Below are 24,379 nucleotides of genomic sequence, written 5' to 3'. Positions count from 1 at the left end.
ATACCTCCTATATTATTTTGCAAAAGGCATTCCAAGGCCTGTAAGCAATGCACGTGACTCTTCGTCTGTGTTAGCAGTAGTTACGATAACGATGTCAAGACCGCGAGTTTTGTCAACGTCATCAAAGTTGATTTCTGGGAAGATTAATTGCTCTTTCACACCAAGTGTGTAGTTTCCGCGTCCGTCAAATGATTTTGTTGGAACACCGTGGAAGTCACGTACACGTGGAAGTGATACTGAAACCAATTTATCCAAGAATTCGTACATACGTTCACCACGAAGGGTAACTTTTGCACCGATCGCAACACCTTCACGAAGACGGAAGCCGGCGATAGATTTTTTAGCTTTAGTGATAAGTGGTTTTTGACCTGAGATAAGTGCTAATTCTTCAGCAGCTTTTTCAAGGCTTTTAGCGTTTGATACAGCTTCACCAACACCCATGTTCAAAACGATCTTATCCACTTTAGGAACAGCCATCACTGATGAGTAGTTGAATTGTTCTGTCAAAGCAGGAACTACTTCATTAAGATATTTTTCTTTTAAACGATTTGCCATTATACTTCTCCTTTCCTTCGTGATTAATCAAGCACTTCGCCTGATTTTTTGTTGTAGCGAACTTTTTTACCGTCTACAAATTTGTAACCAACACGACCAGCTACACCATTTTTGTCCAAAACTTGAACGTTTGATACGTGGATAGCTGCTTCCTTCTCGATGATACCACCTTGAGGAAGTTCGTTAGTTGGACGTTGGTGTTTCTTAACGATGTTAACACCTTCAACGATAACTTTGTTTACTTTTGGAAGGGCAGTAAGGACAACAGCTTCTGTTCCCTTATCTTTACCAGCGATTACGCGAACTTTGTCGCCTTTTTTTACAAACATTTTTTTCTCCTTTTATTCTTACGCCCAATGGGCACCCTGGCTAAGCCAGGGGACTGTGTTTGTTTTTATTGATTAAAGTACTTCTGGAGCAAGTGACACGATCTTCATGAAGCCACCTTCACGCAATTCACGTGCAACTGGGCCAAAGATACGTGTTCCGCGAGGAGTTTTGTCGTCACGGATGATAACTGCTGCGTTTTCGTCAAATTTGATGTATGAACCATCAGCACGACGAGCACCTGATTTAGTACGAACGATAACTGCTTTAACAACGTCACCTTTTTTAACCGCACCACCAGGAGTAGCTTGTTTTACAGATGCCACAATAACATCACCGATGTTCGCAAATTTACGTTTAGAACCACCAAGAACTTTGATAGTCAAGATTTCGCGTGCACCGCTGTTGTCTGCGACTTTCAAACGAGTTTCTGTTTGAATCATTTCAGTTTTCTCCTTTCAGGCTTGATTAGATGATAACCGCTTCTTCAACAACTTCTACAAGACGGAAACGTTTTGTAGCTGAAAGCGGGCGAGTTTCCATGATACGTACGATATCGCCTTCTTTGGCAACATTGTTTTCATCATGTGCTTTGTATTTTTTAGAGTAGTTAATACGTTTACCATAGACTGGGTGGTTACGTTTTGTTTCAACTACAACTGTGATTGTCTTGTCCATTTTGTCAGATACAACACGTCCAACAAGAACTTTACGATTATTGCGTTCCATTGAAATTTCTCCTTCCCTAGTCTATTATTTCGCTTCAGATTGAACTGTTTTGATACGAGCGATTTGTTTTTTAACTTCTTTCAAGCGAGCTGTTTGTTCTAATTGACCAGTAGCAGCTTGGAAGCGAAGTTCAAACAATTCTTTTTTCAATTCGTTTTCGCGCTTCGCGAGTTCTTCTTGAGAAAGACCACGAAGTTCTTTAACAAATTCTTTTACTTCATTAAGTTTCATGCCTTCTCCTTATTCTGCTTCACGTTTTACGAATTTACATTTAACTGGCAATTTGTGGCTTGCAAGACGAAGCGCTTCGCGAGCGATCTCTTCAGATACACCAGCAACTTCGAACATTACTTTACCACGTTTAACTGGTGCTACCCAACCTTCAGGTGCCCCTTTACCAGATCCCATACGAACCCCGATAGCTTTAGCTGTGTATGATTTGTGTGGGAAGATTTTAATCCAAACTTTACCACCACGTTTCATGTAACGAGTCATGGCGATACGAGCAGCTTCGATTTGGCGGTTAGTGATCCAGTGGCTAGTTGTAGCTTGAAGACCGTATTCACCGAATGCCACTTCTTTTCCACCTTTAGCTTCACCGCGCATTTTACCACGGAATTCACGACGGTGTTTAACACGTTTAGGTACTAACATTGGTTATTTACCTCCTTTAGTGTTTTTACGAGCTGGAAGAACTTCACCACGGTAGATCCATACTTTAACACCAAGTTTACCGTATGTAGTATCTGCTTCTTCCCAAGCGTAATCGATATCTGCGCGAAGTGTGTGAAGTGGAACTGTTCCTTCAGAGTATCCTTCAGCACGGGCAATATCTGCACCGTTCAAACGACCTGATACTTGAGTTTTGATTCCTTTAGCTCCAGCACGCATAGCACGTTGGATTGCTTGTTTTTGTGCACGACGGAAAGCAACACGTTGCTCCAATTGACGAGCAATTCCTTCACCAACAAGGTGAGCATCCAAATCAGGTTGTTTGATTTCGATGATGTTGATGTGTACTTGTTTTCCAGTCAATTTGTTAAGTTTAGCACGAAGTGCATCAACGTTAGCACCACCTTTACCGATAACCATACCTGGTTTAGCAGTGTGAAGTGAAACGTTAACTTTGTTTACTGCGCGTTCGATTTCAATAGTTGAAACTGCTGCGTCAGCAAGTTCTTTTTGAACGAATTTACGGATTGCAAGATCTTCATGAAGGTAATCCGCGTATTCTTTTTCAGCATACCATTTGGCATCCCAATCACGGATGATGCCGACACGCATACCAATTGGATGTACTTTTTGACCCACGATTTTACCTCCTTATTTTTCTGCAACAGCTACAGTGATGTGAGCTGTACGTTTGTTGATTGGTGAAGCTGAACCTTTCGCACGTGGACGGAAACGTTTCATAGTTGGTCCTTCGTTTGCGAATGCTTCAGATACTACCAAGTTAGCTTTATCCAAACCAAAGTTGTTTTCAGCGTTAGCTACAGCTGAGTTCAACACTTTCAAGATGATTTCAGCAGCTTTGTTTGGAGTGAATGTCAAAATTGCGATTGCATCGGCTACGCTTTTACCACGGATGTTGTCAAGAACAAGACGTGATTTACGAGGTGAAACACGTACTGTGCGAGCCATTGCTTTAGCTGAAGTAATTTCTGCCATTTATGTTCTCCTTATTTTCTACGTGTCTTCTTGTCGTCTGCGGCGTGACCTTTGTAAGTACGAGTTGGTGCAAATTCACCAAGCTTGTGACCTACCATGTCTTCTTGGATGTAAACAGGTACGTGTTTACGTCCATCATAAACTGCGATAGTGTAACCAATGAAACTTGGGAAAATCGTTGAACGACGTGACCAAGTTTTGATAACTTTTTTCTTTTCGTCGTTAGCTTGAGCTTCAACTTTTTTCATCAAATGCTCATCGACGAAAGGTCCTTTTTTAAGACTGCGTCCCATTTTAATATTTTCTCCTTTAAATATAGTACCACAGCGGCTTGCGCTCACGAGGAGCGCTACCGAGCTGGCGGATTATCTAGCACTTAAGCGACTAGTTTAAAATTATTTCTCGTTGCGACGACGAACGATAAGTTTGTCAGATTTCGCTTTTTTGTTACGAGTTTTAAGACCAAGAGCAGGTTTGCCCCATGGAGTAGATGGCGCTTTACGACCAACTGGTGCTTTACCTTCACCACCACCGTGTGGGTGATCGTTAGGGTTCATTACAGAACCACGAACTGTTGGGCGGATACCTTTCCAACGGCTACGTCCTGCTTTACCAAGGTTTACAAGTCCATGTTGTTCGTTTCCGACAACACCAACTGTTGCACGACAAGTTCCAAGAATCATACGAACTTCACCTGATTGAAGACGAACAAGAACGTATTTACCTTCTTGACCTAAAACTTGAGCAGAAGCTCCAGCAGCACGTACCAATTCTCCACCACGACCTGGTTTCAATTCGATGTTGTGAATCAAAGTACCAACTGGGATGTTAGCAAGCGGAAGTGCGTTTCCGACTTTGATATCTGCTTCAGGACCTGAAACGATACGTTGACCAACTTCAAGACCTTTTGGAGCGATGATGTAAGCTTTCACACCGTCAGTGTAGTGTACCAAAGCGATGTTTGCAGAACGGTTTGGATCGTACTCGATAGTTTTAACAACTGCTTCAACGTTGTCTTTGTTACGTTTGAAGTCAACCAAACGGTAGAAACGTTTGTGTCCACCACCTTGGTGACGAACAGTGATACGACCGTTGTTGTTACGACCAGCCTTGTTCTTCAAAGCAACAAGCAAAGTTTTTTCTGGTGTGCTTGTTGTGATTTCAGCGAAATCCAAAGAAGTCATATTACGGCGACCGTTTGTTGTTGGTTTATAAACACGAATTCCCACGATATTTCCTCCTTAGATTATTCAGCTTCAGCTGCAAACAACTCGATTGCTTTTGAATCAGCTGTAAGAGTGATGATAGCTTTTTTAGTTTTGTTAGTAAAACCAGTGTAACGTCCAACGCGTTTAGCTTTTGGTTTTACGTTGATTGTGTTAACATTTGCAACTTTAACACCTTCGAAAGCAGCTTCAACAGCTTGCTTAATCAAAAGTTTGTGTGCGCGAGTGTCAACTTCAAATACATATTTCCCTGCTTCAAGTTGAGCCATTGAGCTTTCAGTGATTACAGGTTTTTTGATAACATCATACAAATTCATTATGCAAGAACCTCCTCGATTTTAGAGATAGCTGCTTGAGTAACAAGAAGTTTGTCACTATTTGCGATGTCAAGAACACTTGCAGTTGTAGCAGTCGCAACTTTCACGTTTGGAAGGTTACGAGCTGAGAGAGCTGCGAATTCGTTTCCTTCTTCAAGAATAACAAGGACTTTAGAATCGATGCTCAAAGCTGCAAGAACTTTTGCAAATTCAGCAGTTTTTGGAGCTGTAAATTCAAGAGAATCAACGGCTACAAATTTGTTTTCAGCAACTTTTTCTGAGTAAACAGATTTAAGCGCAAGGCGACGAACTTTTTGAGGAAGTTTGTACGCATAGCTACGTGGAGTTGGTCCGAAGACGATTCCACCACCACGCCATTGTGGAGAGCGGATAGAACCTTGACGAGCACGTCCAGTTCCTTTTTGACGCCATGGTTTGCGTCCGCCACCTGAAACAGCTGAGCGGTTTTTAACTGCGTGAGTCCCTTGACGAAGGCTAGCACGTTGGCTGATGATCACATCAAACACAACAGATTGGTTTGGTTCGATACCAAAGATTGCATCGTTAAGAACAACTTCGCCCGCTTGTTTACCAGTTTGGTCGAATAATGTTACATTTGCCATTTTGACTGTATTCCCCTTTCCTTATTATTTACCAGCTTTAACTGCTGACTTGATAGTGATAAGAGATTTCTTAGCACCTGGTACGTTACCTTTGATAAGGATAACGTTCTTTTCTGGAACAACTTGTACAACTTCAAGGTTTTGAATTGTTACGCGGTCGCCACCCATACGTCCTGCAAGGTTTTTACCTTTGAATACGCGGTTAGGTGCAACAGGTCCCATAGAACCTGGACGACGGTGGTAACGAGAACCGTGAGCCATAGGTCCACGTGATTGCCCGTGGCGTTTGATAACACCTTGGAAACCTTTACCTTTAGATGTACCAGTTACATCAACAATGTCTCCAGCTGCGAAAGTTTCAACTGTGATTTCAGCACCAACTTCCAAGCCTTCAACGTTTTTGAATTCACGAATGAAGCGCTTAGGAGCCGTGTTAGCTTTTGCTACATGTCCTTTAGCAGGTTTGTTGCTCAATACTTCGCGTTTGTCATCGAAACCAACTTGGATAGCGTTGTAACCATCTGTTTCAACAGTTTTAACTTGAAGAACAACGTTTGGAGTTGCTTCGATAACTGTTACAGGGATCAATTCGCCAGCTTCAGTGAAGATTTGAGTCATTCCCACTTTTTTCCCTAAGATTCCTTTTGTCATGAGAAAATAGTTCCTTTTCTATATTTTTTATTCAAAAAGTTTTTAACGAGCGTTTTTTATGCTCAAGGTATCAAGCTTTAAATTAAAGTTTGATTTCTACGTTTACACCACTTGGAAGATCCAATTTCATCAAAGCGTCAACTGTTTTTTGAGTTGGGTTGATGATATCGATCAAACGTTTGTGTGTACGCATTTCGAATTGTTCGCGAGAATCTTTATATTTGTGAGTCGCACGAATGATTGTGTAGAGGCTACGCTCAGTTGGAAGTGGGATTGGACCCGCAACTTGTGCACCTGTACGAGTAGCTGATTCTACGATTTTTGCAGCCGCTGTGTCAAGCGTACGGTGTTCGTAAGCTTTCAAACGGATACGGATTTTTTTGTTTGCCATCTTTTTCTCCTTTTCGTCTATTTAAGATAATAGGCTAGCTCCACAAGAAAACCGACGCGCGTTGCGTGGCAATGCAACCGAGCGTGTCGCAACCTCTTGCATCAAAGCTAAGGCTGTAATTTACAGCACCATAATAGAATAACACAAAGCCCCTGCGATTGCAAGGGATTTGACAGGATTTTTTAAATTTTTTAGATGAAACTGTTTTCTTATTGTCCCTTATCTCAAAAAGGCATAAATGAAGAGCAAATTTTTATTTTTTCTTCTATATAATATTCATAATATTCGTTTCGATCTGAAATTTATCATTCGATTGTTTTATCAAGATATCTGTTTTTGACTCGGTTTCTTTATAATATTGCAGATACTGTTCTCGTCTCATTTGCTGACTAGCCAATATAAAGGATGCATCGCCATTTCTCACAGCCGTATCTCGAGCTAGACGCCTCTTTAATTCTGTCTCTTCATCCGTATAGAAACAAATGGTTTTGTCAAAGAGTTCCTTGGGTAGAAAACCCACAGACATCCCTTCGACTATCAGAATTGGTTTTGCTCCCGATAATACCTCACTAGCCTTCCAAGGTTCTTCGATAGTCAAGACATCCATACCCGCTTGCAAGGCTAGAATATCTCTCTGTAAGCTTACCAGTTCATGTGCCACTGGTAAACATGCTGTCACCTTTTGATCCGGTGTCTCTTTAGGCACCACCAAATGTCGTCCCGAAGTAATATAGGGATCTGTCTCTAGTAAATTTACCTTTTTAGAATCAAGTTCTTGGTACAATTCTTGAGCAAAAGTTGATTTCCCTGAAGCTCCATGACCGTAGATACCCAGCGTTTTTACTTTTCCCGACTCTATTTCAGATACTAGTCTTTTTATTAACTCTTTTTTCTTCATTCTCTCTTGACCTGTTCATAGTTTTGCTTGCCATCGTTAAGCTTGTCCCAAATAACTACTTTTCCACTTTGCAGAGATTTTTGTACATCGATGATTCGTTGATTGGAAGAACCACGAAACTGGAGCATGAGATTGCGCTTGTTTTTGTCATAGCGACCATCGACTAGGATATCAATCAGCGATAAAAGCTCCAATTTGTCAGGCGTCTCCAACATCATTTCTTCCCAAGTGTAGCCCGTCCAAGACCAGATATCTTTTTCTGGTAACTCTTTTCGAATGCGTTTAACGAGAGGCAAAAGAATTCCAGTATTGAGGAATGGCTCTCCACCGAGTAGGGTCAAACCTTGAACATAAGGCTGGGCAAGATCTGCCATAATCTGTTCTTCCAACTCTGGTGTATAAGGAATCCCGGCATTAAATGACCAGGTCGCTACATTGTAGCAACCTTCACAGTGAAACATACATCCTGCTACATAAAGAGAATTGCGCACCCCTTCGCCATCGACAAAGTTAAAAGCCTTATAATCAATAATACGTCCCTGACTAAGCTCCTCACTCTTCCACTCGCCTGGTTTTGGTGTATTCCATGTCATACTTTCTACTCCAACTCTATCCAATAGCGCTCCGTTCCATTTCGAACATCCTCTAACTTCCCACCATTAGCTAAGATAACAGCTCGGCTGGCAGGATTTTCTGTGCTACAAGTCACAAGCGCTCGTTTGATATTCTTTTCCTTGGCAATTTGTAGACCTTGTCGGAGGGATTCTTTGGCGTAGCCTTTGCCCCTTTCAGAGGGACGGATGGAGTAGCCAATATGGCCAGCATGATTCAGCAATCCCTCATTTAGTCTCAGCCGTAAATTTAAAAAACCTAAAGCATGATCTGATTTATCAAACAATACGAACTGAATTGATGGAACACGATTTTTAGGCAATTTTATTCCCATTTCTTTATTAAGGTTAGTTTCTAGCCACTCCTCATAATCAAAGTTCTCAGCATCCCAAAATCCACCATCGTGGGCTGATTGAGTCTGTTCAAACTCTGCCATCATGTTTAGAATGGTTTCTTTATCTGCTAATGTTGGTCTGCGTAATTCCATGTATTCCTCCCGCTATGAGAAAAGTGAGAGGGGACTCTCACTTTTTCTTGTTCTTATTCAAAAATTGTTCTCTAAGGCTGGCTACTCGATCTTTTTTATTGACTCCACCCTTTGAATGCTTTTCGTGGAATCGTTGAACCAAGGCCTTACCCTTATCGTCTAATTGATATTTTCCCATGCTATCTCTTTCTAATTTCTTACTTCATGCCCTGCTGTTTTGATAGTAGAACCGTTCATGTGTTTGACACGCGCAGCAATTTCCTTGTGACGACCATTCACCATCGGACGTGCTTGAGGATTCCCTAAATAACCACAAGTTCGTTTAACAACATCTACTGTTTTAGGATCATTATTACCACAGTTAGGACAAGCAAATCCTCTCTCAGTTGGTTCAAAATCTCCTTCAAAATCACACTTGTAACAGCGGTCGATCGGAGTATTAGTTCCGAGATAACCTACACGGTCATATGCATAGTCCCACACAGCTTCCAAGGCCTTTGGATTTTGTTGGAGAACTGGGTACTCGCAGTAGTGGATAAAGCCACCAGATGCACCCGCTTCTGGGTAGACTTTCTCAAAGTCCAATTTTTCAAAAGGTGTTGGATTTTTGCGGACATCATAATGGAAGGAATTTGTGTAGTATTCTTTATCAGTAATGTCTGGAATAGAGCCAAATTTCTCTGTATCCAAACGACAGAATCGGTCCGTCAAACTTTCAGACGGTGTAGAGTAGATAGAGAAGTGATAGCCATATTGGTCTGACCACTCTTCTACTCGATGTTTCATGTCTCGAATGATATCAAGGGTGAATTCTTTAGCTTCTGGATTGGTTTCCCAATTGTTGCCAAAGAAGACTGTCGCCACTTCATAGAGCCCGATATAGCCAAGCGAAACAGTAGCACGGCGATTCTTAAAGAGTTCGTCAACACTTTCTTCCTTACCAAGGCGGCGTCCGAAGGCTCCGTATTGATAAAGAATTGGTGCATTAGCTGGAGTGGCTTCCTTGGTCCGCTCTACACGATAGACCAGTGCATCTTCTGCGATATTCATCCGCTCATTGAAGATTTCCCAGAACTTGTTCATGTCGCCTTCAGACTCGAGGGCGATACGAGGAAGATTGACTGTTACCACACCTAGGTTCATACGACCAGAATTGACTTCTACTCCATTTTCATCCTTCCAACCTTGGAGGAAAGAACGGCATCCCATCGGAACCTTGAAAGAACCTGTCAACTCGACAATCTTATCATAAGACAAGACATCTGGGTACATGCGCTTAGTTGCACACTCAAGAGCCAACTGCTTGATGTCGTAGTTAGGTGAGCCTTCCTCTAAGTTAAGACCTCTTTTAAGAGTAAAGATGAGTTTAGGGAAGATGGCTGTACGATGTTCTGAACCAAGCCCCTTGATACGAATGTTCAGGATTGCCTTTTGAATTTCACGTTCAAAACGACTGGTCCCTAAACCGAAACCAAGAGAGGTAAATGGCGTTTGCCCATTTGATGTAAAGAGGGTATTAATCTCGTACTCTAGAGATTGCATGGCATCGTAGATGTCTTTTTGGGTTTTCTTCCAGGCATATTCTTGGCGCTTGTCAGGCAGAACCCATTCCTCCGCATCCTTGAGGTGCTTTTGGTAATTTTTCTCTGCATAAGGAGCCAAGACTTCATCGATACGGTCAGCTGAACAGCCTCCATACTGGCTAGAAGCAACGTTTGCGATGATTTGTGAAATCTGTGCTGTCGCAGTTTGGATAGATTTGGGGCTCTCTACCTCCGCATTTCCAATCTTAAAACCATTTTCCAACATGCCCTTGAAATCAATCAAACAACAGTTGGTCATTGGTGTGTAGGGGCTATAATCCAAATCATGATAATGAATCTCACCTTTTTGATGGGCATTAGCCACATGTTTAGGAAGCATTTGAAGTCCGATGGATTTTCCAACAATCCCTGCAGTCAAATCACGCTGGGTATTAAAAACATCGCTATCCTTATTGGCATTTTCATTGACAACTGCCTGATCTTTACTGAGAAGTTTATGAATACTAAAGTTGATATCTGTCGCTTTTGAGCGCTCAAAATCCCTTTGAGTCCGATAGGTGATATACTCCTCAGCCAAGGCGTATTCTTTTGCTTCCAACAACTCGTGTTCTACGATATTTTGGATTTCATAGATTTTTACACCTTGTGGGAAACGGCTATGAATCTCTTCGACGATACGTTCAACTAGAGTACTAAGTCGTTTTTCAACCAAAGGGGTTACATCCATAACCTTTTCAGCAGCCTTATGAAGCGCTTTGTCAATCTTGTCTACATCAAAAATTACACGTCTGCCGTCACGCTTTTCGACGAATAAAGTCGGATCAGGGACAGCCTTCTCTTCCAATACAATCATATCCATACCCTTTTCTTAAATATAATATTGATTCTAAAAAGTATTATATCACTAAAAAAATAAAAATCAATATCTTGTGTCAAAAAATAAAATTTTTTTAAAATTACACAAGATATTGATAGTTTTTATTTTAATTTATAGAGTTTAAAATCTTTGAATTCACTTTGAACCGCTTGATAATTTTCAGCTAAAAGCTGCTCAACTTCTGTCCAAAGAGTTGTTTTTGTATTTACTACAATCATCTTTGGTTGATTATCTCGTAGATCATTTACAAGCTTAGTACGATTTGCATCAAGTCCTGTATGCAATCTAGGCGATAGCAACTGACTAGCTGACAAGCGTTCGCTAGCTTTATAGCTACTTGTCAGATTATCCCAAACATAGATACGATCTGTAGCTTGAGTTTCCCCTTTGACCTTAGATTCAATGCTTGTACGTTCTTGATATTGTTCCGCATGGAGCAAATATCGTGATACTACAGGTGCTAAAAATAGGTAAGCCAGAGCTAAAATTGGCAGATAGGCATTTCCTTTTAGAAAAGCTCCCCATACCGAAGTTTCTTCTCTAGATCGTCTACGGCGATTCGCTCCTTCTGGCTTCTCTGTTGAAATTCGTGTCAGCAAAAGAAGCGACAAGAAAGGAAGGAACTCAACCATACGACTACCATTGATAAGATCTGTAGAAAAAATTTCTAAAACTAATACCAAAATGACAGCTATTGCAGCAGAGATTGATAAGACCGATTGCTTCAATGGTTTATATTTGAAGAGACCTGTCAATGCCAATGTCAATACTCCGAGACCTATCGACAACAATCCATAGAAGAGGATATTGTCGAATAATCCTGAGTTAGACGTAAAGTTTAAACTATCTAATGGATAGAGGATTTGACTAATGGCATTTCCGAAACTGCCTTTATAAGCTGTATAATATCCGATTGGATAAAAGAAGATTGAAAAACCAAGGCCCGCTGCAAAAAATTGATAAACACCATGAGCTAAATTATTGCGACCAACATTAAAAGCTGTTACAGCAAAAAACAAGACAAAGGCGTATAAAGTTGTGACCAAAGGTGCAAAGAAAAATGCTAGAGCTAAGCTAGCTCCAATACGGATAAATCCTTTGTCAAGGCTTGGTTCTGCCAAATAAGATGTTACTAAACTTAAGGCATAAAACAAGAATGGGAGTGCAAGAATAGTTGCATAGCCTCCACCAAAACTAAGAGCACTAGCCAGGACATAAAAGACTGTCAATACTTGTTGCGATTGCTTATCTTGTCCAGTCAGATTGAAAGCAGAACGGAAAAGAAAGAATCCGGCACCTACTAAGGCTAACCAATTAAAGACGGCAAACAAAATACTGCCCTTGGTTAAATACTGTAAAAAGTAATAGAGGAGGCCACTAGTCCCAAAATAATCTGCGTAGATATCCCCACTCTGATGCATAGCCCATCCAATATAGAAATCTTGAGCCTGCTCTGGACTAGTCAATCCTAGCACAAAAGGAAGAGCTACAGACACAAGTACCGCTAAAGTGCTCCAAATTAGGATTTTGAATAATGGTAAGCGAGCAGATTGTCGTGTTTCAAACTCTTCTCGCACCTCTCCCCCACCTGAATTATCTTGATTTCCAGTCCAAGTTGGGATTGGTTCGTCTTCTAATCTGCCATATACGTTCATTCGCTCTCTCCTATATTTTAATTTGTTCTAGTATATCAAAAAGTCTAGTTCTTGTCAGCCTGCTGAGGGCATTTGTTCAGCTTTTTACAGAGATTAGCGAAGTATTCAATCTCATAAAAACGATGATAAGACGCTTTTTTATAGGCTTCTAAAAAAATTTTTTCTTCTACTGTCAGCATAGTCATTTCTCCTTTTCTCTTAATTCGAAAAATGAAGAAAAAACTAAAAAAGCTGAAGCCCTCAATAGAGAATTCAGCTTTTTATTTTTAGTCAGCTTTTTTTTCTAAGTTTTTAGAAATACTTCGATTTTTACCTTCTAAGTACACCATAAGAATGGAAATATCTGCTGGGTTTACACCTGAAATACGGCTAGCTTGGCCGATGGTTTCTGGATTGATAAGCTTGAACTTCTGACGAGCTTCAGTCGCGATAGAGTCAATATCATCCCAGTCAATATTCGCTGGAATTCGTTTTTCTTCCATGCGTTTCATCTTGGCAACCTGATCCATGGCTTTTGAGATATAGCCTTCGTACTTGATTTCGGTTTCAATCAATTCGATAATCTTGTCATCCAATTCTTCGGCAGCAGGTCCGATGAAGGCTACCACATCTTGGTAAGAAACTTCAGGACGACGAAGGAATTCCTTGGCAGTCACCGCATCTGTCAATGGCTTGAAGCCCATCGCTTCAACCTTAGCGTTAGTTTCCTTGACCGGCTTGAGTTTGATGCTATCCAAACGCTTCATTTCATTTTCAAATTGATTTTTCTTGATTTCAAAACGAGCCCAACGTTCATCGTCCACAAGACCAATCTCGCGCCCCATTTCTGTCAAACGCATATCAGCATTGTCATGACGGAGGATGAGGCGGTATTCTGCACGACTGGTCAAGAGACGGTAGGGTTCAATGGTTCCCTTGGTCACCAAGTCATCAATCATCACCCCGATATAGCCGTCACTGCGCTTCAAAATTAACTCAGGCTTGCCTTGGATTTTCAGAGCCGCATTGATACCTGCGATAATCCCTTGGCCTGCTGCCTCTTCGTAACCAGATGTACCATTTGTCTGACCAGCTGTGAAAAGTCCTGAGATTTTCTTGGTTTCCAGAGTCGCACGCAATTGATGAGGCAAGACCATGTCATACTCAATAGCATAACCTGTACGCATCATCTCTGCATTTTCCAAACCTTTGATAGAATGAACCAGATCACGCTGGACATCCTCAGGAAGACTGGTTGAAAGTCCTTGGACATAAACTTCTTCTGTGTTTCGTCCTTCTGGCTCAAGGAAAAGTTGGTGGCGTTCCTTGTCTGCAAAACGCACAATCTTGTCCTCAATTGATGGACAGTAACGAGGTCCCACTCCCTTGACCACACCTGTAAACATAGGCGCACGATGGAGGTTGTTTTGGATAATCTCATGACTGGTACCATTGGTATAGGTCAACCAGCACGGCACTTGGTCTTTAACATAATCCTCATCACGTGAAGTATAAGAAAAGTGATTTGGTGTTTCATCTCCTGGCTGGATTTCTGTCACATCATAGTTGATAGAGGAAGCCTTGACACGTGGAGGTGTTCCTGTCTTGAAACGACCGATCTCGAGGCCCAATTCCTTGAGATTGTCAGCTAGGTTAATCGAAGCTAAGCTGTGGTTTGGACCTGACGAGTACTTGAGGTCTCCGATGATGATTTCCCCACGGAGGGCTGTCCCTGTAGTCACAATAACAGCCTTTGCAGCATACTCTTGATGGGTCGCTGTACGAACACCGACAACCTTACCATCTTCCACCAAAATCTCATCAATCATGGTTTGACGAAGGGTGAGATTTTCTTGATTTTCAACCGTTTTGCGCATTTCCTTAGAGTAAAGTTCCTTGTCAGCCTGCGCACGAAGAGCACGAACAGCAGGTCCTTTCCCAGTGTTGAGCATCTTCATCTGGATATAGCTTTTATCAATAGTCTTGGCCATTTCGCCGCCCAGGGCATCTACCTCACGCACAACAATTCCCTTGGCAGAGCCACCGATAGAAGGATTACAAGGCATGAAAGCCAACATTTCGATGTTGATAGTCGCAAGCAAGACCTTACAACCCATACGGCTAGCAGCTAGAGAGGCTTCTACCCCAGCATGTCCCGCACCAATTACAATAATATCGTATTCTTCTGTAAAATTATAAGTCATTTTCTCTCCTATTCCTCAAGATGAATGTGTCTTAGTTGTCCGTTCCAATCAGGCAGGGCTGTCTTTAAAAAGGCTGGAACCAGCCGAATATCCTCAAGCTTGTCCAAGTCAATCCACTCACAAGGCTGCGTTTTTTCGTCTTCCTGCATAGTCAATGGAGCATCTTCAAGCAAGTCTACTAAATAATGAAACTCGATATTGTGATAGTGAACACCGTCTTCCTCAAAACGATTTTCAACCACGAAAGCTAGTTGTCCAGCTTGAGCTTTGACACCCAGTTCTTCCCTCACCTCACGGACTACCGCATCTTCCGTTCTTTCGTTGACTTGAATAGCACCGCCGATGGTGTAATACTGGTCCTTATCTTTGGTGACTAGGAGCTTATGATTTTGGAGAATCAAGACTGTTGCCCGAACACCAAAAACAGTGTTTCCCACCTTTGTCCGAAAGTCTTGTTGAGTCATTTTTGTCCTTTCCTTTAAACGACACAAAAACAGTCAAAACTCGTAAGAAGTGCAGGACAAAAAAGCCTGCAACATCCATGAGCTTTGACCATCATTTCTATTGCTTTTATTATTGTAGCAAATTGAGAAAATTTGTCAATCTAAATGTACTGACAAACCTTGCCATCACGGTAGGCATTGTCAATCAAACCACCACCGAGACATTCTTCACCATCGTAAAAGACAACTGCCTGTCCTGGTGTAATGGCGCGTTGTGGTTCTGCAAAAATGACCTCTGCCTTGTCTCCTTTGACATGTACAGTCACCTTCGAGTCTGGCTGACGGTAGCGGAATTTAGCCGTACATTCGAGCGTAAATTCCTCTGGCATGTCACGAGTAAAGTGGACTTGACTAGCCTCTAAACTGGTTGACATGAGCGCTTCATGATAGAAACCTTGTCCTACATAGAGGATATTTTGGCTCAAGTCCTTTCCAACAACGAACCAAGGGGCATTATCCCCACCGTGTTGACCACCGATACCAAGTCCTCCACGCTGACCGATCGTATAATACATCAGTCCTGCATGCTCGCCCATATCGCGACCATCTACAGTCATCATGCGACCAGGCTGGGCTGGTAGGTAGTTGCTGAGAAATTCTTTAAAGTTCTTTTCTCCGATAAAGCAAATCCCTGTCGAGTCTTTCTTCTTAGCAGTCGCAAGTCCTGCTTCTTCAGCTATTTTTCGTACTTCAGATTTTTCCAAATGTCCTAGTGGGAACATGGTTTTTTGGAGTTGTTCTTGCGAAAGTTGGCTGAGGAAATAGGTCTGGTCCTTGCCATTGTCCACGCCACGAAGCATGTGAACAGTGCCATCCTCATCACGCGCTACTCGAGCATAATGCCCCGTCGCTACATAGTCTGCACCCAAGGTCATGGCATAGTCCAAAAAGGCCTTGAACTTAATTTCCTTGTTACACATAACGTCTGGATTTGGCGTGCGTCCTGCACGGTATTCCGCTAGGAAATACTCAAAAACGCGGTCCCAGTACTCTTTTTCAAAATTGACAGAGTAGTAAGGAATGCCAAGTTGATCTGCCACCGCAGCCACATCCTTGTAATCCTCGGTCGCTGTACAGACGCCGTTTTCATCTGTGTCATCCCAGTTCTTCATGAAGATGCCGATCACATCGTAGCCCTGCTCCTTGAGCAAGAGAGCCGTCACCGACGAATCAACACCACCACTCATCCCCACGACAACACGTGTTTTAGAGTTATCACTCATGGTAAGTCTCCCATCTATTCGTTTATTCACGATTGAAGGTCGTGTGTGCTTCAACGATTGAAGGTCGCTTGAGCAAGATTCATTATAGCATGCTTTAAAAAAGATGACAAGGAAGATGGAGACAAATCTAGCAATCTCTTCTGTAAATACATAAAATTAAGAACTCAAAAAAGTAATTCATGCCTAAACCTCTATTCACTTTAAAAATTTATTTTTAAAATCAACTAAAAATGATATACTGTAATGAGGAGGAATGCGCACATGATTCCATACATATACCTTTATCCACGTGCGTAGAACTATTGTGAACAACTACAAAGATATACTAAAATCAAAAAATACTATTTTCATTATTACACTTATTGCAGGTATTGGACTTTTGACAGGCTTAGTCCTCCATCAAGAAAAAATCCAAGCAGAGAGAGGGAACGTTGCTCTCATCAAACAACAAAAAAATCAACAAGATGTTGAACAAGTAAAAAATGCCATTAAAGACTTCAACATCGATTCTGAAAGCATAATAGATGATTGGAAAAAGATTCAGGAATTGAAACCAACCACTGATGCGGGTAAAAAGACACTAACAGACTTTCTTACTTCTACTGCCGATAAAGTCACAAAGCATTATACTGAAAAAGCTTTAAAATTAGATATAAAGGACTCTGATAGCCAGTTTCAAGATAAACAAAAACTTGAAACGACCATCACTTCTTTACAAAAAATACTAGAAATCATTAAAGATATTAACTCTACTAACGAACAAACTTCCATTGAAGAAAAAATAAAACCAATTCAAGAACTGATCTCTAAATTCCAAAAACAAGTTGAAGTTTTGACCAAAAAAGAAGAAACTACCCAAACAGAAACGACTACTAGAGATGCCGAACTCGAAGCCAGCCGTTCAGAAGATAGTAGCTATATTCAAAGCTATCCGGAAACAAATGGAAGCATATCTAATTCCCAAGCACCTGCAACAGACCAATACTCCACTGATAGTGCTAGCAGTGGAGGAGATACTGGTGCCAATACAGGAGGACAAGCTGCTGATTCTTCAGATTCTCAATCAGAGTCTAATAGCGATACAACCAGTTCGTCTAACTAATCTAGATGGCGAAATCCCATAAACTTGTAAGCCCTCAACACCAATGTTTATAATGATCTCTCATCAAATGTAAACACACAAAAAGAGCCTTAAACGGCTCTTTTTTAGGGCTCTATGATATTGGTAGCAGGTTAATTCCCTATAGATATTATGGAGCCAATTATTGATAAAAACTTTAGTCATCTTCGTCTCTATAAAAATATTTTCTATACAACCAAAATTAATGCCCATATCGTACTAAGAGCTATAATAATAGAATTTATTGGATTTATTTCAGTATGTCCAATCACTAGTCCAATTATTGGACTAGTAGACATGCTTAGATATAATAAAAATGACAAAATATGATGTTGCTGCTGAATCTCTCAACTCTTTATCTTTACAATGGTGATAAGTTGCTTTGCAAACAGCTTTACTACACTCTCTTGGAGGAAGCAAAAATAAGCAGACAGTACGACACACTTGCGTTTTCCTATATTCGTATAGGCATTTGTACTAATGATGCTCAGTTGGTCAAAATGGACTCTCCTTAGCTAAGCTAGTAGAAGACGAACACTTACTAACAGAACTAGAGCGAGAAGTTGATATCTTTGTAAACAAAAAAAAGAAAGTCTTTGAGACTTCCTTTTCTATATCTTCTTAATACCAACCGTTGTTAAGCCAGAAGTTCTTAGCAGCTGTCCATGAACCGTAACGTCCTGCAACATAAGCGTCTGCTACACGTTCTTGGTTTTCAGCTGAGTAGTCACCGTTCAAGTAAGAATCTGTCAATTGGTAACGACCGATGTAACGTCCGTTTGTAGCTGTGTAGCTACCGCCTGATTCTTTTTGAGCGATCCATTCTTTAGCTTCTGCTTCAGATCCGCTTACAGTTGCAGCTGGAGCTGAGTAGCTTTCTGTCGCTGCAGGTGCTGGAGCTTCGTAAGTAGCTTCATATGTAGTTTCTTCTACAACAGTTTCAGCAACTGCTGGAGTTTCTTCAACTTCTGCTACAGGAGCTTCTGTTGTTGTAGTTTCAGCAACTGGAGCTGCCCCATCGATAATCAATACTTGGTCAATAAAGATAAGGTCAACATTTTTAATGTTGTTCAATTTAGCTAACTTTTCAACTGTTGTGTTGTAAGTTTCAGCAATTTCTGAAAGAGTGTCTCCAGGTTTAACTGTGTAAGTTTTTGTTTCTTGTGCAAAAGTTAGTGATGGTGCAAGGAAAGCAAGTACAACTGCAAATCCTGCAAGTTTAGTCTTAATGTTTAATTTCATTTAAAAAAGTTCTCCTTTTTTCTTATACTACCATGATACCTTTCTAATGTTACTATTTGTTAACGAATTTGTGTAGAAATGTTACAGAACTGTGATTTATTTACCTGAAAAAAGCGTTTTTTGTTACAAAACCCTTAGTATTAAAGGTTTTTGCTATTTTTATATATTTCAGAATGTAAATAAGCACTTACATCCAATCTTTGATATAATAGAAGTAAGAATCTTTTTAAGGGGAAACAGATGCAATCACTTCGTTTTCAATCTGTCTTTGATATCATTGGACCAGTCATGATTGGGCCATCTAGTAGTCACACGGCGGGAGCTGTTCGTATCGGTAAAATCGTTTCATCTATCTTTGATGATACTCCAACTGAAGTTGAATTCCAGCTTTTTAACTCTTTTGCAAAAACCTATCGTGGACACGGGACAGACCTTGCCCTTGTAGCTGGGATATTAGGAATGGATACCGATGACCCTGAAATTCCAAATAGTTTAGAAATTGCTCATAAGCGTGGCATTAAAATCGTATGGACCATCCAAAAGGACAGTAATGCTCCCCACCCAAATACTACGAAAATCACTGTTAAGAACGATCGTAAGACTATCAGCGTAACAGGAATTTCAATCGGCGGTGGAAATATCCAGGTGACAGAACTCAATGGTTTTGCGGTATCCCTCAACATGAATACACCTACTATTATCATCGTTCATCAAGATGTTCCAGGTATGATTGCTCATGTGACAGAGGCCCTATCACGCTTTGACATTAACATCGCTCAAATGAATGTGACCCGAGAAAAGGCCGGGGAGAAAGCCATTATGATTATCGAAGTTGATAGTCGCAACTGTGAAGAATCTATCGAAGAAATTCGTAAAATTCCTCATTTGCACAATGTCAATTTCTTTCAATAGGAGAAAATATGTTTTACTCTATCAAAGAATTAGTCGAACAAGCCGAACTAGATTTTCAAGGAAATGTTGCTGAACTCATGATTACAACTGAGTTTGAGCTAACTGGTCGTGAGCGAGAAGAAGTTCTCCTCCTCATGGAACGCAATCTTGAGGTTATGAAAGCTTCTGTTGAACTTGGCCTTAGTGAAAAGAAATCTCGTAGCGGTTTGACAGGTGGTGATGCTGCCAAGCTCGACCACTACATCAAAAAAGGAAAGACGCTGTCTGACTTCACTGTCTTGTCTGCCGCCCGTAACGCTATCGCCGTTAATGAACACAATGCCAAGATGGGATTGGTCTGTGCAACTCCTACTGCTGGTAGTGCCGGTTGTCTTCCCGCAGTCCTCACAGCTGCTATTCAAAAGTTGGGTCTAACTCATGAACAACAACTAGACTTCTTATTTGCTGCGGGTGCTTTTGGTCTCGTCATTGCGAACAATGCTTCTATCTCAGGTGCCGAAGGTGGTTGTCAAGCCGAAGTTGGTTCAGCTTCAGCCATGAGTGCTGCTGCCTTAACCCTAGCTGCAGGCGGAACCCCTTATCAAGCGAGCCAGGCCATCGCCTTCGTTATCAAAAACATGCTTGGTCTTATCTGCGATCCCGTTGCAGGTTTGGTTGAAGTTCCATGCGTTAAGCGTAACGCCATGGGAGCAAGCTTCGCCTTTATCGCAGCCGATATGGCCTTAGCTGGTATCGAATCAAAAATCCCAGTTGATGAAGTCATTGATGCCATGTACCAAGTGGGCTCTAGTCTTCCAACCGCCTTTCGTGAAACTGCCGAGGGAGGCCTTGCTGCCACACCGACAGGTCGTCGCCTTCAAAAAGAAATCTTCGGTGAATAATTTCATCATTATGAGGAGAATCAATGTCATCTCTATCAGCCATCTTTTTCGATCTAGATGGAACCCTTGTAGATAGTTCAATCGGTATTCACAATGGGTTCACCTATACTTTCGAACAACTGGGAGTCCCTAGTCCAGATGCAAAAACCATCCGTGGCTTTATGGGGCCACCATTAGAAACAAGTTTCGCTAGTTGCCTCCCAGCAGATCAAGTTGAAACAGCTATCCAGCTTTATCGTTCCTACTATAAGGAAAAGGGAGTTTACGAAGCCCAGCTCTTTCCACAAATCAAAAACCTGCTAACTGAACTAGCTCAACAATACCCACTCTATATCACTACTACGAAGAATACACCAACTGCAATTGATATGACCAGCAACTTTGAGATCAATCAATTCTTTGATGGTATCTATGGTTCTAGCCCTCAAGCATTGCACAAGGCAGATGTTATTCGTCAAGCTATAACAACACATGATTTAGCTCCAGAAAAAGTGGTTATTGTTGGAGATACCAAGTTTGATATGATTGGCGCCCAAGAAACTGGCATTAAAAAACTAGCGGTTACTTGGGGATTTGGCGATGAAACGGAGCTCATGACCTATCATCCTGACTGGATTGCTCACCACCCAATAGACATTTTACAGCATCTACAATTAAAACGTTAAACAAAAGACTCCCAGCCTAAAAGTTAGGTTTGGGAGCTTTTTGTCTGATCATAATGAGGAGAATGACATTCCCCATATTCGTCCAATTATTCAAAAGGGGAAACTTCTTCGCTTTCAACTTCTTTAGGCCTATTGGTTGTTACTATTTCTACTTCCTTACTTGGCATAGCTAGCAGAACTAATAGAGCAAAACGTCCGACCATTGGAACAAAGTGAAGGAAGATAAAGGCCCAGTGGAATCCAGCATCACGCAAACGGCGAACCGACAAAGCTAGTGTTGGCACTAAGATTGCTAGGTAGAAAACTGCATAAATAATAACAACTAAGCCAAATACCATAAAAGTCGCTTCGCTCACTGAATCGTTTATTGAATCCATCACGGCACTAAGAAATACGGTGTAGAAATAGATAATCCAGAAAGGAATAGAAAGAATAAAGTTTCCTAGCCAAACCCACCAGTAATCTGGCCGCGTTGAACGTCCAGTGAACTCTGCATAATTCTTAAAAAAATTTTTATACGCATTAATCATAGGATACTCCCATTTTTTATTTTACTAGTAGATACTGTACAGTTATAGAACACTCCCAAATCTAGTAAAAGACCTGGGAGTGTTAGCAAATTGTTCAATAATATTCAAGAAGTCCTATGCAAGATTGAAACTTCTTAGTCCTTGTAGCATTCTTCAGATAGTTAATCTTATAGTGTTTCCTTTGTTGGCATAGCGAAAAGTACTAGAAGAACAATACTACCTAGTGGAACGAATAAAATAAAGATCAATGCCCAGTGGAAACCAGCATCACGAAGGCGACGGACCATCAAAGCAAGTGACGGCAATAAAAGTGCTAGGCCAAAAATAAAATAGATAATAGCGATAAAGCCCAAAGATATAAGAGCACCCTCGTTTCGCGAATTAGCCAGAGCATTTCCGTATGTTAAGAAGAAAGGAATATAAAGAATAATATTTCCAAGCCAAACCCACCAATAGTCGGAACGTGTTGAACGGCCTGCAAAATCTACATATCCTTTAAAAAAATTCTTATAAGCGTTAATCATAAGTTACTCCCTAATTTTTTATTTACTATAGTTTACCATATCTGTTCAATAATAACAAGTTTGTTCAAAAAACTCTGAAAGTCTCTCGAAATCTAGAAAAAAGAGATTATCTATATTTAGTCAACATGTGTTGTTTCGTTAGCAAAGCTAATAATAGCTCTCTTCAACTCAGAACCCTGCATAGTACGGAACTCTTCAATCTTCTGATTGATTATTTCAAGAGGCATCACATTTACCTTACCAACAAAGATTTTGTCCATTACTTGATTGTCAACTAATTCAGTTGATACAAGTAACTCTTCATATAGTTTTTCACCTGGACGGATCCCTACTTCTACGATTGGAATTTCATTTTCAGTATGGCCACTGAGTAGAACCATTTTCTTAGCCAAGTCGTAAATGCGTACTGGTTTGCCCATATCAAGGATAAAGACCTCCCCATCCTTGGCATAAGCGCCCGCATGAATCACCAAACGACTAGCTTCTGGAATAGTCATAAAGTAACGAGTCATTCGGAAGTCTGTCACCGTTACAGGACCACCTTCAGCAATCTGACGTTCAAAAACAGGAATCACACTACCACGACTACCGAGTACGTTACCGAAACGCACCGCACAATAGGTTGATTGGCTACGTTGGTTAAAACCTGTAACAATCAACTCAGCCACACGTTTAGTTGCTCCCATTACGTTTGGTGGATTAACGGCCTTATCTGTCGAAATCATGACCATTTTTGGAACTCGAGCAGCGTCAACTGCCTTAGCAACATTATAAGTTCCAAGGATGTTATTCTTGAAGGCTTCTTTTGGATTACGCTCCATCATCGGAACATGTTTATGGGCTGCAGCATGGTAAACAATAGCTGGTTCGTACTGCTCAAAAACTTGAAGCAAACGATCGTAATCTTGAATATCAGCAATGACAGGAACAAAATCAATTTCCTGGAACTTGCGAATCAATTCATGGTAAATAAGATAAATAGAGTTTTCTCCATGACCGAGCAGAATGACACGTTCAGGATTGAAACGACTAACCTGACGACAGATTTCTGAACCGATTGATCCTCCGGCACCGGTCACCAAGATGGTTTTACCAGTGATTTCAGAACCCAGACGTGATTCATCAAGCTGAATCTCCTTACGTCCTAAAAGGTCTGTGATATCAATCTTCTGGAAACCACCTGCTTGAGGTTGGATGCCTTGCACAACTGACTCAATCATCGGCATCTTATAGCATTTTACACCGATATGGTTACACATTTGCAGGATTCGCTCATATTCAGATGGATCTAGTGACGGAATCGCAACGATAACTTTTTCAACTCTATAGCGTTTAGCCAATTCTGGTAGATCATCATAAGAACCCAAAACTGGGATTTTCCCAAGCTTTTGTCCTTTTTTCTTTTCATCATTATCCAAAATCCCAACCAGTTCAAGGTCACTAGTAGGATGTTGGTAGCTGTCCATAAAGAGCGCACCACCATCGCCTGCACCAATCAAGAAGGTACGACGGTGTTCTCCTTCGCCATTTCCCTTTCTACGTCTTGAGTAAATCAACTGCCAAGTGATACGAGGAAGTAGAATCAAGAAAGTTGTTAATAGGATAAAGAGTACGATAAAGCGGACAGAAAAGAGTGGCAAGAAAGCATAGCAGATCACATAAGAGAAGATACTACTGATAGTCACTCCGAAGAAAATCTTCATAAAATCTGTGATTTTGCTATATCTACTAATACTAGCATTCAGCCCCCAAAATCCAATCATAAGCTGGTAGAAAAGGAAGGTTAGGCCTGTGTAAATGACATAGTCTACCGGGGCTGGATTAATCAAGCCATAAAATAGAATATAGGAAACAATAATTGATAAGACCATACTGGCAATATCAAAAAATCCCCAAAATATTTGTTTCTGTTGTTTATTTAATACTTCAACCAGATCAATTACGTAATCTGTTATTTTTTTATTCATGTGAATGGTATCCTCCTACACAAAATCACATTTTCTAGTAATCTTCAGATAAATTTTTAAAATCCAATT

32 protein-coding genes and 1 pseudogene are annotated in these 24,379 nt (G+C 41.0%); 4 read left to right on the top strand and 29 right to left on the bottom strand.

Features of this window, described 5'->3' with window-relative positions; all coding sequences use genetic code 11:
• Positions 1 to 12: 12 nt before the first annotated feature.
• The 24 genes from rplE to mnmA form a co-directional block, all read right to left on the bottom strand.
• Positions 13 to 555, bottom strand: a complete 543-nt coding sequence (rplE, locus tag NMM19_RS06725; RefSeq protein WP_000013542.1) for a 50S ribosomal protein L5 — start codon at positions 553 to 555, stop codon at positions 13 to 15.
• A gap of 23 nt (positions 556 to 578) precedes the next feature.
• Entirely contained in the window at positions 579 to 884 is a 306-nt protein-coding gene (rplX, locus tag NMM19_RS06720) for a 50S ribosomal protein L24 (protein ID WP_000497691.1), read from the bottom strand.
• 72 nt (positions 885 to 956) lie between these two features.
• The gene (gene rplN / locus NMM19_RS06715; protein WP_000616547.1) at positions 957 to 1,325 is read right to left on the bottom strand and encodes a 50S ribosomal protein L14; all 369 of its coding nucleotides are present in this window, start codon (positions 1,323 to 1,325) and stop codon (positions 957 to 959) included.
• 25 nt (positions 1,326 to 1,350) lie between these two features.
• Entirely contained in the window at positions 1,351 to 1,611 is a 261-nt protein-coding gene (rpsQ, locus tag NMM19_RS06710) for a 30S ribosomal protein S17 (RefSeq protein ID WP_000440801.1), read from the bottom strand.
• 24 nt (positions 1,612 to 1,635) lie between these two features.
• Complete coding sequence (gene rpmC / locus NMM19_RS06705) at positions 1,636 to 1,842, bottom strand: 50S ribosomal protein L29 (RefSeq protein ID WP_000772918.1); 207 nt, start codon at positions 1,840 to 1,842, stop codon at positions 1,636 to 1,638.
• 9 nt (positions 1,843 to 1,851) lie between these two features.
• On the bottom strand, positions 1,852 to 2,265 hold the full coding sequence (rplP, locus tag NMM19_RS06700; RefSeq protein ID WP_000960948.1) for a 50S ribosomal protein L16: 414 nt from the start codon (positions 2,263 to 2,265) through the stop codon (positions 1,852 to 1,854).
• A gap of 3 nt (positions 2,266 to 2,268) precedes the next feature.
• On the bottom strand, positions 2,269 to 2,922 hold the full coding sequence (rpsC, locus tag NMM19_RS06695; RefSeq protein WP_000529936.1) for a 30S ribosomal protein S3: 654 nt from the start codon (positions 2,920 to 2,922) through the stop codon (positions 2,269 to 2,271).
• 12 nt (positions 2,923 to 2,934) lie between these two features.
• Positions 2,935 to 3,279 (bottom strand): 50S ribosomal protein L22, encoded by a 345-nt coding sequence (rplV, locus tag NMM19_RS06690; protein ID WP_000818137.1) that lies wholly within the window; start codon positions 3,277 to 3,279, stop codon positions 2,935 to 2,937.
• A gap of 11 nt (positions 3,280 to 3,290) precedes the next feature.
• Positions 3,291 to 3,572 carry a 30S ribosomal protein S19 gene (gene rpsS / locus NMM19_RS06685; protein WP_000533766.1) on the bottom strand — a complete coding sequence of 94 codons (282 nt, stop codon included), beginning with the start codon at positions 3,570 to 3,572 and terminating at the stop codon, positions 3,291 to 3,293.
• 102 nt (positions 3,573 to 3,674) lie between these two features.
• Positions 3,675 to 4,508, bottom strand: coding sequence for a 50S ribosomal protein L2 (gene rplB, locus NMM19_RS06680; protein WP_006144707.1), 834 nt, complete (start codon positions 4,506 to 4,508; stop codon positions 3,675 to 3,677).
• Between the two features lie 17 nt (positions 4,509 to 4,525).
• Complete coding sequence (locus NMM19_RS06675) at positions 4,526 to 4,822, bottom strand: 50S ribosomal protein L23 (protein ID WP_001055347.1); 297 nt, start codon at positions 4,820 to 4,822, stop codon at positions 4,526 to 4,528.
• The gene (gene rplD, locus NMM19_RS06670) at positions 4,822 to 5,445 is read right to left on the bottom strand and encodes a 50S ribosomal protein L4 (RefSeq protein WP_000024549.1); all 624 of its coding nucleotides are present in this window, start codon (positions 5,443 to 5,445) and stop codon (positions 4,822 to 4,824) included. Before rplD ends, NMM19_RS06675 begins: the two co-directional genes overlap by 1 nt.
• Before the next feature lie 24 nt (positions 5,446 to 5,469).
• Positions 5,470 to 6,096, bottom strand: a complete 627-nt coding sequence (gene rplC, locus NMM19_RS06665) for a 50S ribosomal protein L3 (protein WP_004251088.1) — start codon at positions 6,094 to 6,096, stop codon at positions 5,470 to 5,472.
• An 82-nt stretch (positions 6,097 to 6,178) separates the two neighbouring features.
• Entirely contained in the window at positions 6,179 to 6,487 is a 309-nt protein-coding gene (rpsJ, locus tag NMM19_RS06660) for a 30S ribosomal protein S10 (RefSeq protein ID WP_003009585.1), read from the bottom strand.
• A 265-nt stretch (positions 6,488 to 6,752) separates the two neighbouring features.
• A complete protein-coding gene (locus tag NMM19_RS06655) occupies positions 6,753 to 7,385 on the bottom strand; it encodes a uridine kinase (RefSeq protein ID WP_178895573.1) in 633 nt (210 codons plus the stop codon).
• The gene (gene nrdG / locus NMM19_RS06650; RefSeq protein WP_178895574.1) at positions 7,382 to 7,978 is read right to left on the bottom strand and encodes an anaerobic ribonucleoside-triphosphate reductase activating protein; all 597 of its coding nucleotides are present in this window, start codon (positions 7,976 to 7,978) and stop codon (positions 7,382 to 7,384) included. Before nrdG ends, NMM19_RS06655 begins: the two co-directional genes overlap by 4 nt.
• A gap of 5 nt (positions 7,979 to 7,983) precedes the next feature.
• Positions 7,984 to 8,484 carry a GNAT family N-acetyltransferase gene (locus NMM19_RS06645; RefSeq protein WP_178895575.1) on the bottom strand — a complete coding sequence of 167 codons (501 nt, stop codon included), beginning with the start codon at positions 8,482 to 8,484 and terminating at the stop codon, positions 7,984 to 7,986.
• A gap of 37 nt (positions 8,485 to 8,521) precedes the next feature.
• A complete protein-coding gene (locus NMM19_RS06640; RefSeq protein WP_000521611.1) occupies positions 8,522 to 8,662 on the bottom strand; it encodes a hypothetical protein in 141 nt (46 codons plus the stop codon).
• Positions 8,663 to 8,673: 11 nt separating this feature from the next.
• Positions 8,674 to 10,881, bottom strand: coding sequence for an anaerobic ribonucleoside-triphosphate reductase (gene nrdD / locus NMM19_RS06635; protein ID WP_178895668.1), 2,208 nt, complete (start codon positions 10,879 to 10,881; stop codon positions 8,674 to 8,676).
• A 125-nt stretch (positions 10,882 to 11,006) separates the two neighbouring features.
• A complete protein-coding gene (locus NMM19_RS06630; protein ID WP_178895576.1) occupies positions 11,007 to 12,560 on the bottom strand; it encodes a damage-inducible protein CinA in 1,554 nt (517 codons plus the stop codon).
• A gap of 44 nt (positions 12,561 to 12,604) precedes the next feature.
• Positions 12,605 to 12,739 (bottom strand): hypothetical protein, encoded by a 135-nt coding sequence (locus NMM19_RS08375; RefSeq protein WP_259274709.1) that lies wholly within the window; start codon positions 12,737 to 12,739, stop codon positions 12,605 to 12,607.
• Between the two features lie 87 nt (positions 12,740 to 12,826).
• Positions 12,827 to 14,743: a tRNA uridine-5-carboxymethylaminomethyl(34) synthesis enzyme MnmG gene (gene mnmG / locus NMM19_RS06625; protein ID WP_178895577.1), complete on the bottom strand. Its 1,917-nt coding sequence runs from the start codon at positions 14,741 to 14,743 to the stop codon at positions 12,827 to 12,829.
• 8 nt (positions 14,744 to 14,751) lie between these two features.
• Positions 14,752 to 15,207, bottom strand: coding sequence for an NUDIX hydrolase (locus tag NMM19_RS06620; RefSeq protein WP_254730697.1), 456 nt, complete (start codon positions 15,205 to 15,207; stop codon positions 14,752 to 14,754).
• Positions 15,208 to 15,347: 140 nt separating this feature from the next.
• On the bottom strand, positions 15,348 to 16,469 hold the full coding sequence (gene mnmA, locus NMM19_RS06615; protein ID WP_178895579.1) for a tRNA 2-thiouridine(34) synthase MnmA: 1,122 nt from the start codon (positions 16,467 to 16,469) through the stop codon (positions 15,348 to 15,350).
• Positions 16,470 to 16,773: 304 nt separating this feature from the next.
• Here mnmA and NMM19_RS06610 point away from each other — a divergent pair, with 304 nt between their 5' ends.
• Entirely contained in the window at positions 16,774 to 17,571 is a 798-nt protein-coding gene (locus NMM19_RS06610; protein ID WP_178895580.1) for a hypothetical protein, read from the top strand.
• A gap of 175 nt (positions 17,572 to 17,746) precedes the next feature.
• Here NMM19_RS06610 and NMM19_RS08400 read toward each other — a convergent pair.
• Together NMM19_RS08400 and NMM19_RS06605 are read right to left on the bottom strand one after the other, a co-directional pair.
• Positions 17,747 to 17,933 (bottom strand): annotated as a pseudogene (locus tag NMM19_RS08400) (hypothetical protein).
• Positions 17,934 to 18,210: 277 nt separating this feature from the next.
• Positions 18,211 to 18,831: a LysM peptidoglycan-binding domain-containing protein gene (locus tag NMM19_RS06605; protein ID WP_178895581.1), complete on the bottom strand. Its 621-nt coding sequence runs from the start codon at positions 18,829 to 18,831 to the stop codon at positions 18,211 to 18,213.
• Between the two features lie 240 nt (positions 18,832 to 19,071).
• On the opposite strand from NMM19_RS06605, the gene sdaAB reads away from it, so the two are divergent.
• Genes sdaAB through NMM19_RS06590 form a run of 3 tightly spaced genes read left to right on the top strand, consistent with a single transcriptional unit; the run spans position 19,072 to position 21,289 of the window.
• Positions 19,072 to 19,743, top strand: coding sequence for an L-serine ammonia-lyase, iron-sulfur-dependent subunit beta (gene sdaAB / locus NMM19_RS06600; protein WP_006151069.1), 672 nt, complete (start codon positions 19,072 to 19,074; stop codon positions 19,741 to 19,743).
• Positions 19,744 to 19,751: 8 nt separating this feature from the next.
• The gene (gene sdaAA, locus NMM19_RS06595; protein ID WP_016466472.1) at positions 19,752 to 20,624 is read left to right on the top strand and encodes an L-serine ammonia-lyase, iron-sulfur-dependent, subunit alpha; all 873 of its coding nucleotides are present in this window, start codon (positions 19,752 to 19,754) and stop codon (positions 20,622 to 20,624) included.
• Positions 20,625 to 20,647: 23 nt separating this feature from the next.
• Positions 20,648 to 21,289 (top strand): HAD hydrolase-like protein, encoded by a 642-nt coding sequence (locus NMM19_RS06590; protein WP_178895582.1) that lies wholly within the window; start codon positions 20,648 to 20,650, stop codon positions 21,287 to 21,289.
• A gap of 86 nt (positions 21,290 to 21,375) precedes the next feature.
• Here the strand turns inward: NMM19_RS06590 and NMM19_RS06585 are convergent, their stop codons facing one another.
• From NMM19_RS06585 to NMM19_RS06575, 3 genes are all read right to left on the bottom strand, one after another.
• Positions 21,376 to 21,819 (bottom strand): DUF805 domain-containing protein, encoded by a 444-nt coding sequence (locus NMM19_RS06585; protein WP_178895583.1) that lies wholly within the window; start codon positions 21,817 to 21,819, stop codon positions 21,376 to 21,378.
• A 167-nt stretch (positions 21,820 to 21,986) separates the two neighbouring features.
• Positions 21,987 to 22,343 (bottom strand): DUF805 domain-containing protein, encoded by a 357-nt coding sequence (locus tag NMM19_RS06580; protein ID WP_178895584.1) that lies wholly within the window; start codon positions 22,341 to 22,343, stop codon positions 21,987 to 21,989.
• Between the two features lie 116 nt (positions 22,344 to 22,459).
• Positions 22,460 to 24,310: a nucleoside-diphosphate sugar epimerase/dehydratase gene (locus NMM19_RS06575; protein ID WP_178895585.1), complete on the bottom strand. Its 1,851-nt coding sequence runs from the start codon at positions 24,308 to 24,310 to the stop codon at positions 22,460 to 22,462.
• Between the last annotated feature and the right edge of the window lie 69 nt (positions 24,311 to 24,379).

This window comes from Streptococcus sp. CF8_St5-17, from assembly GCF_024295665.1.
Taxonomy (GTDB): Bacteria; Bacillota; Bacilli; order Lactobacillales; family Streptococcaceae; genus Streptococcus.
Note: the sequence above shows the minus strand (reverse complement) of the source record. Positions and strands in the feature narration are given on the sequence as shown.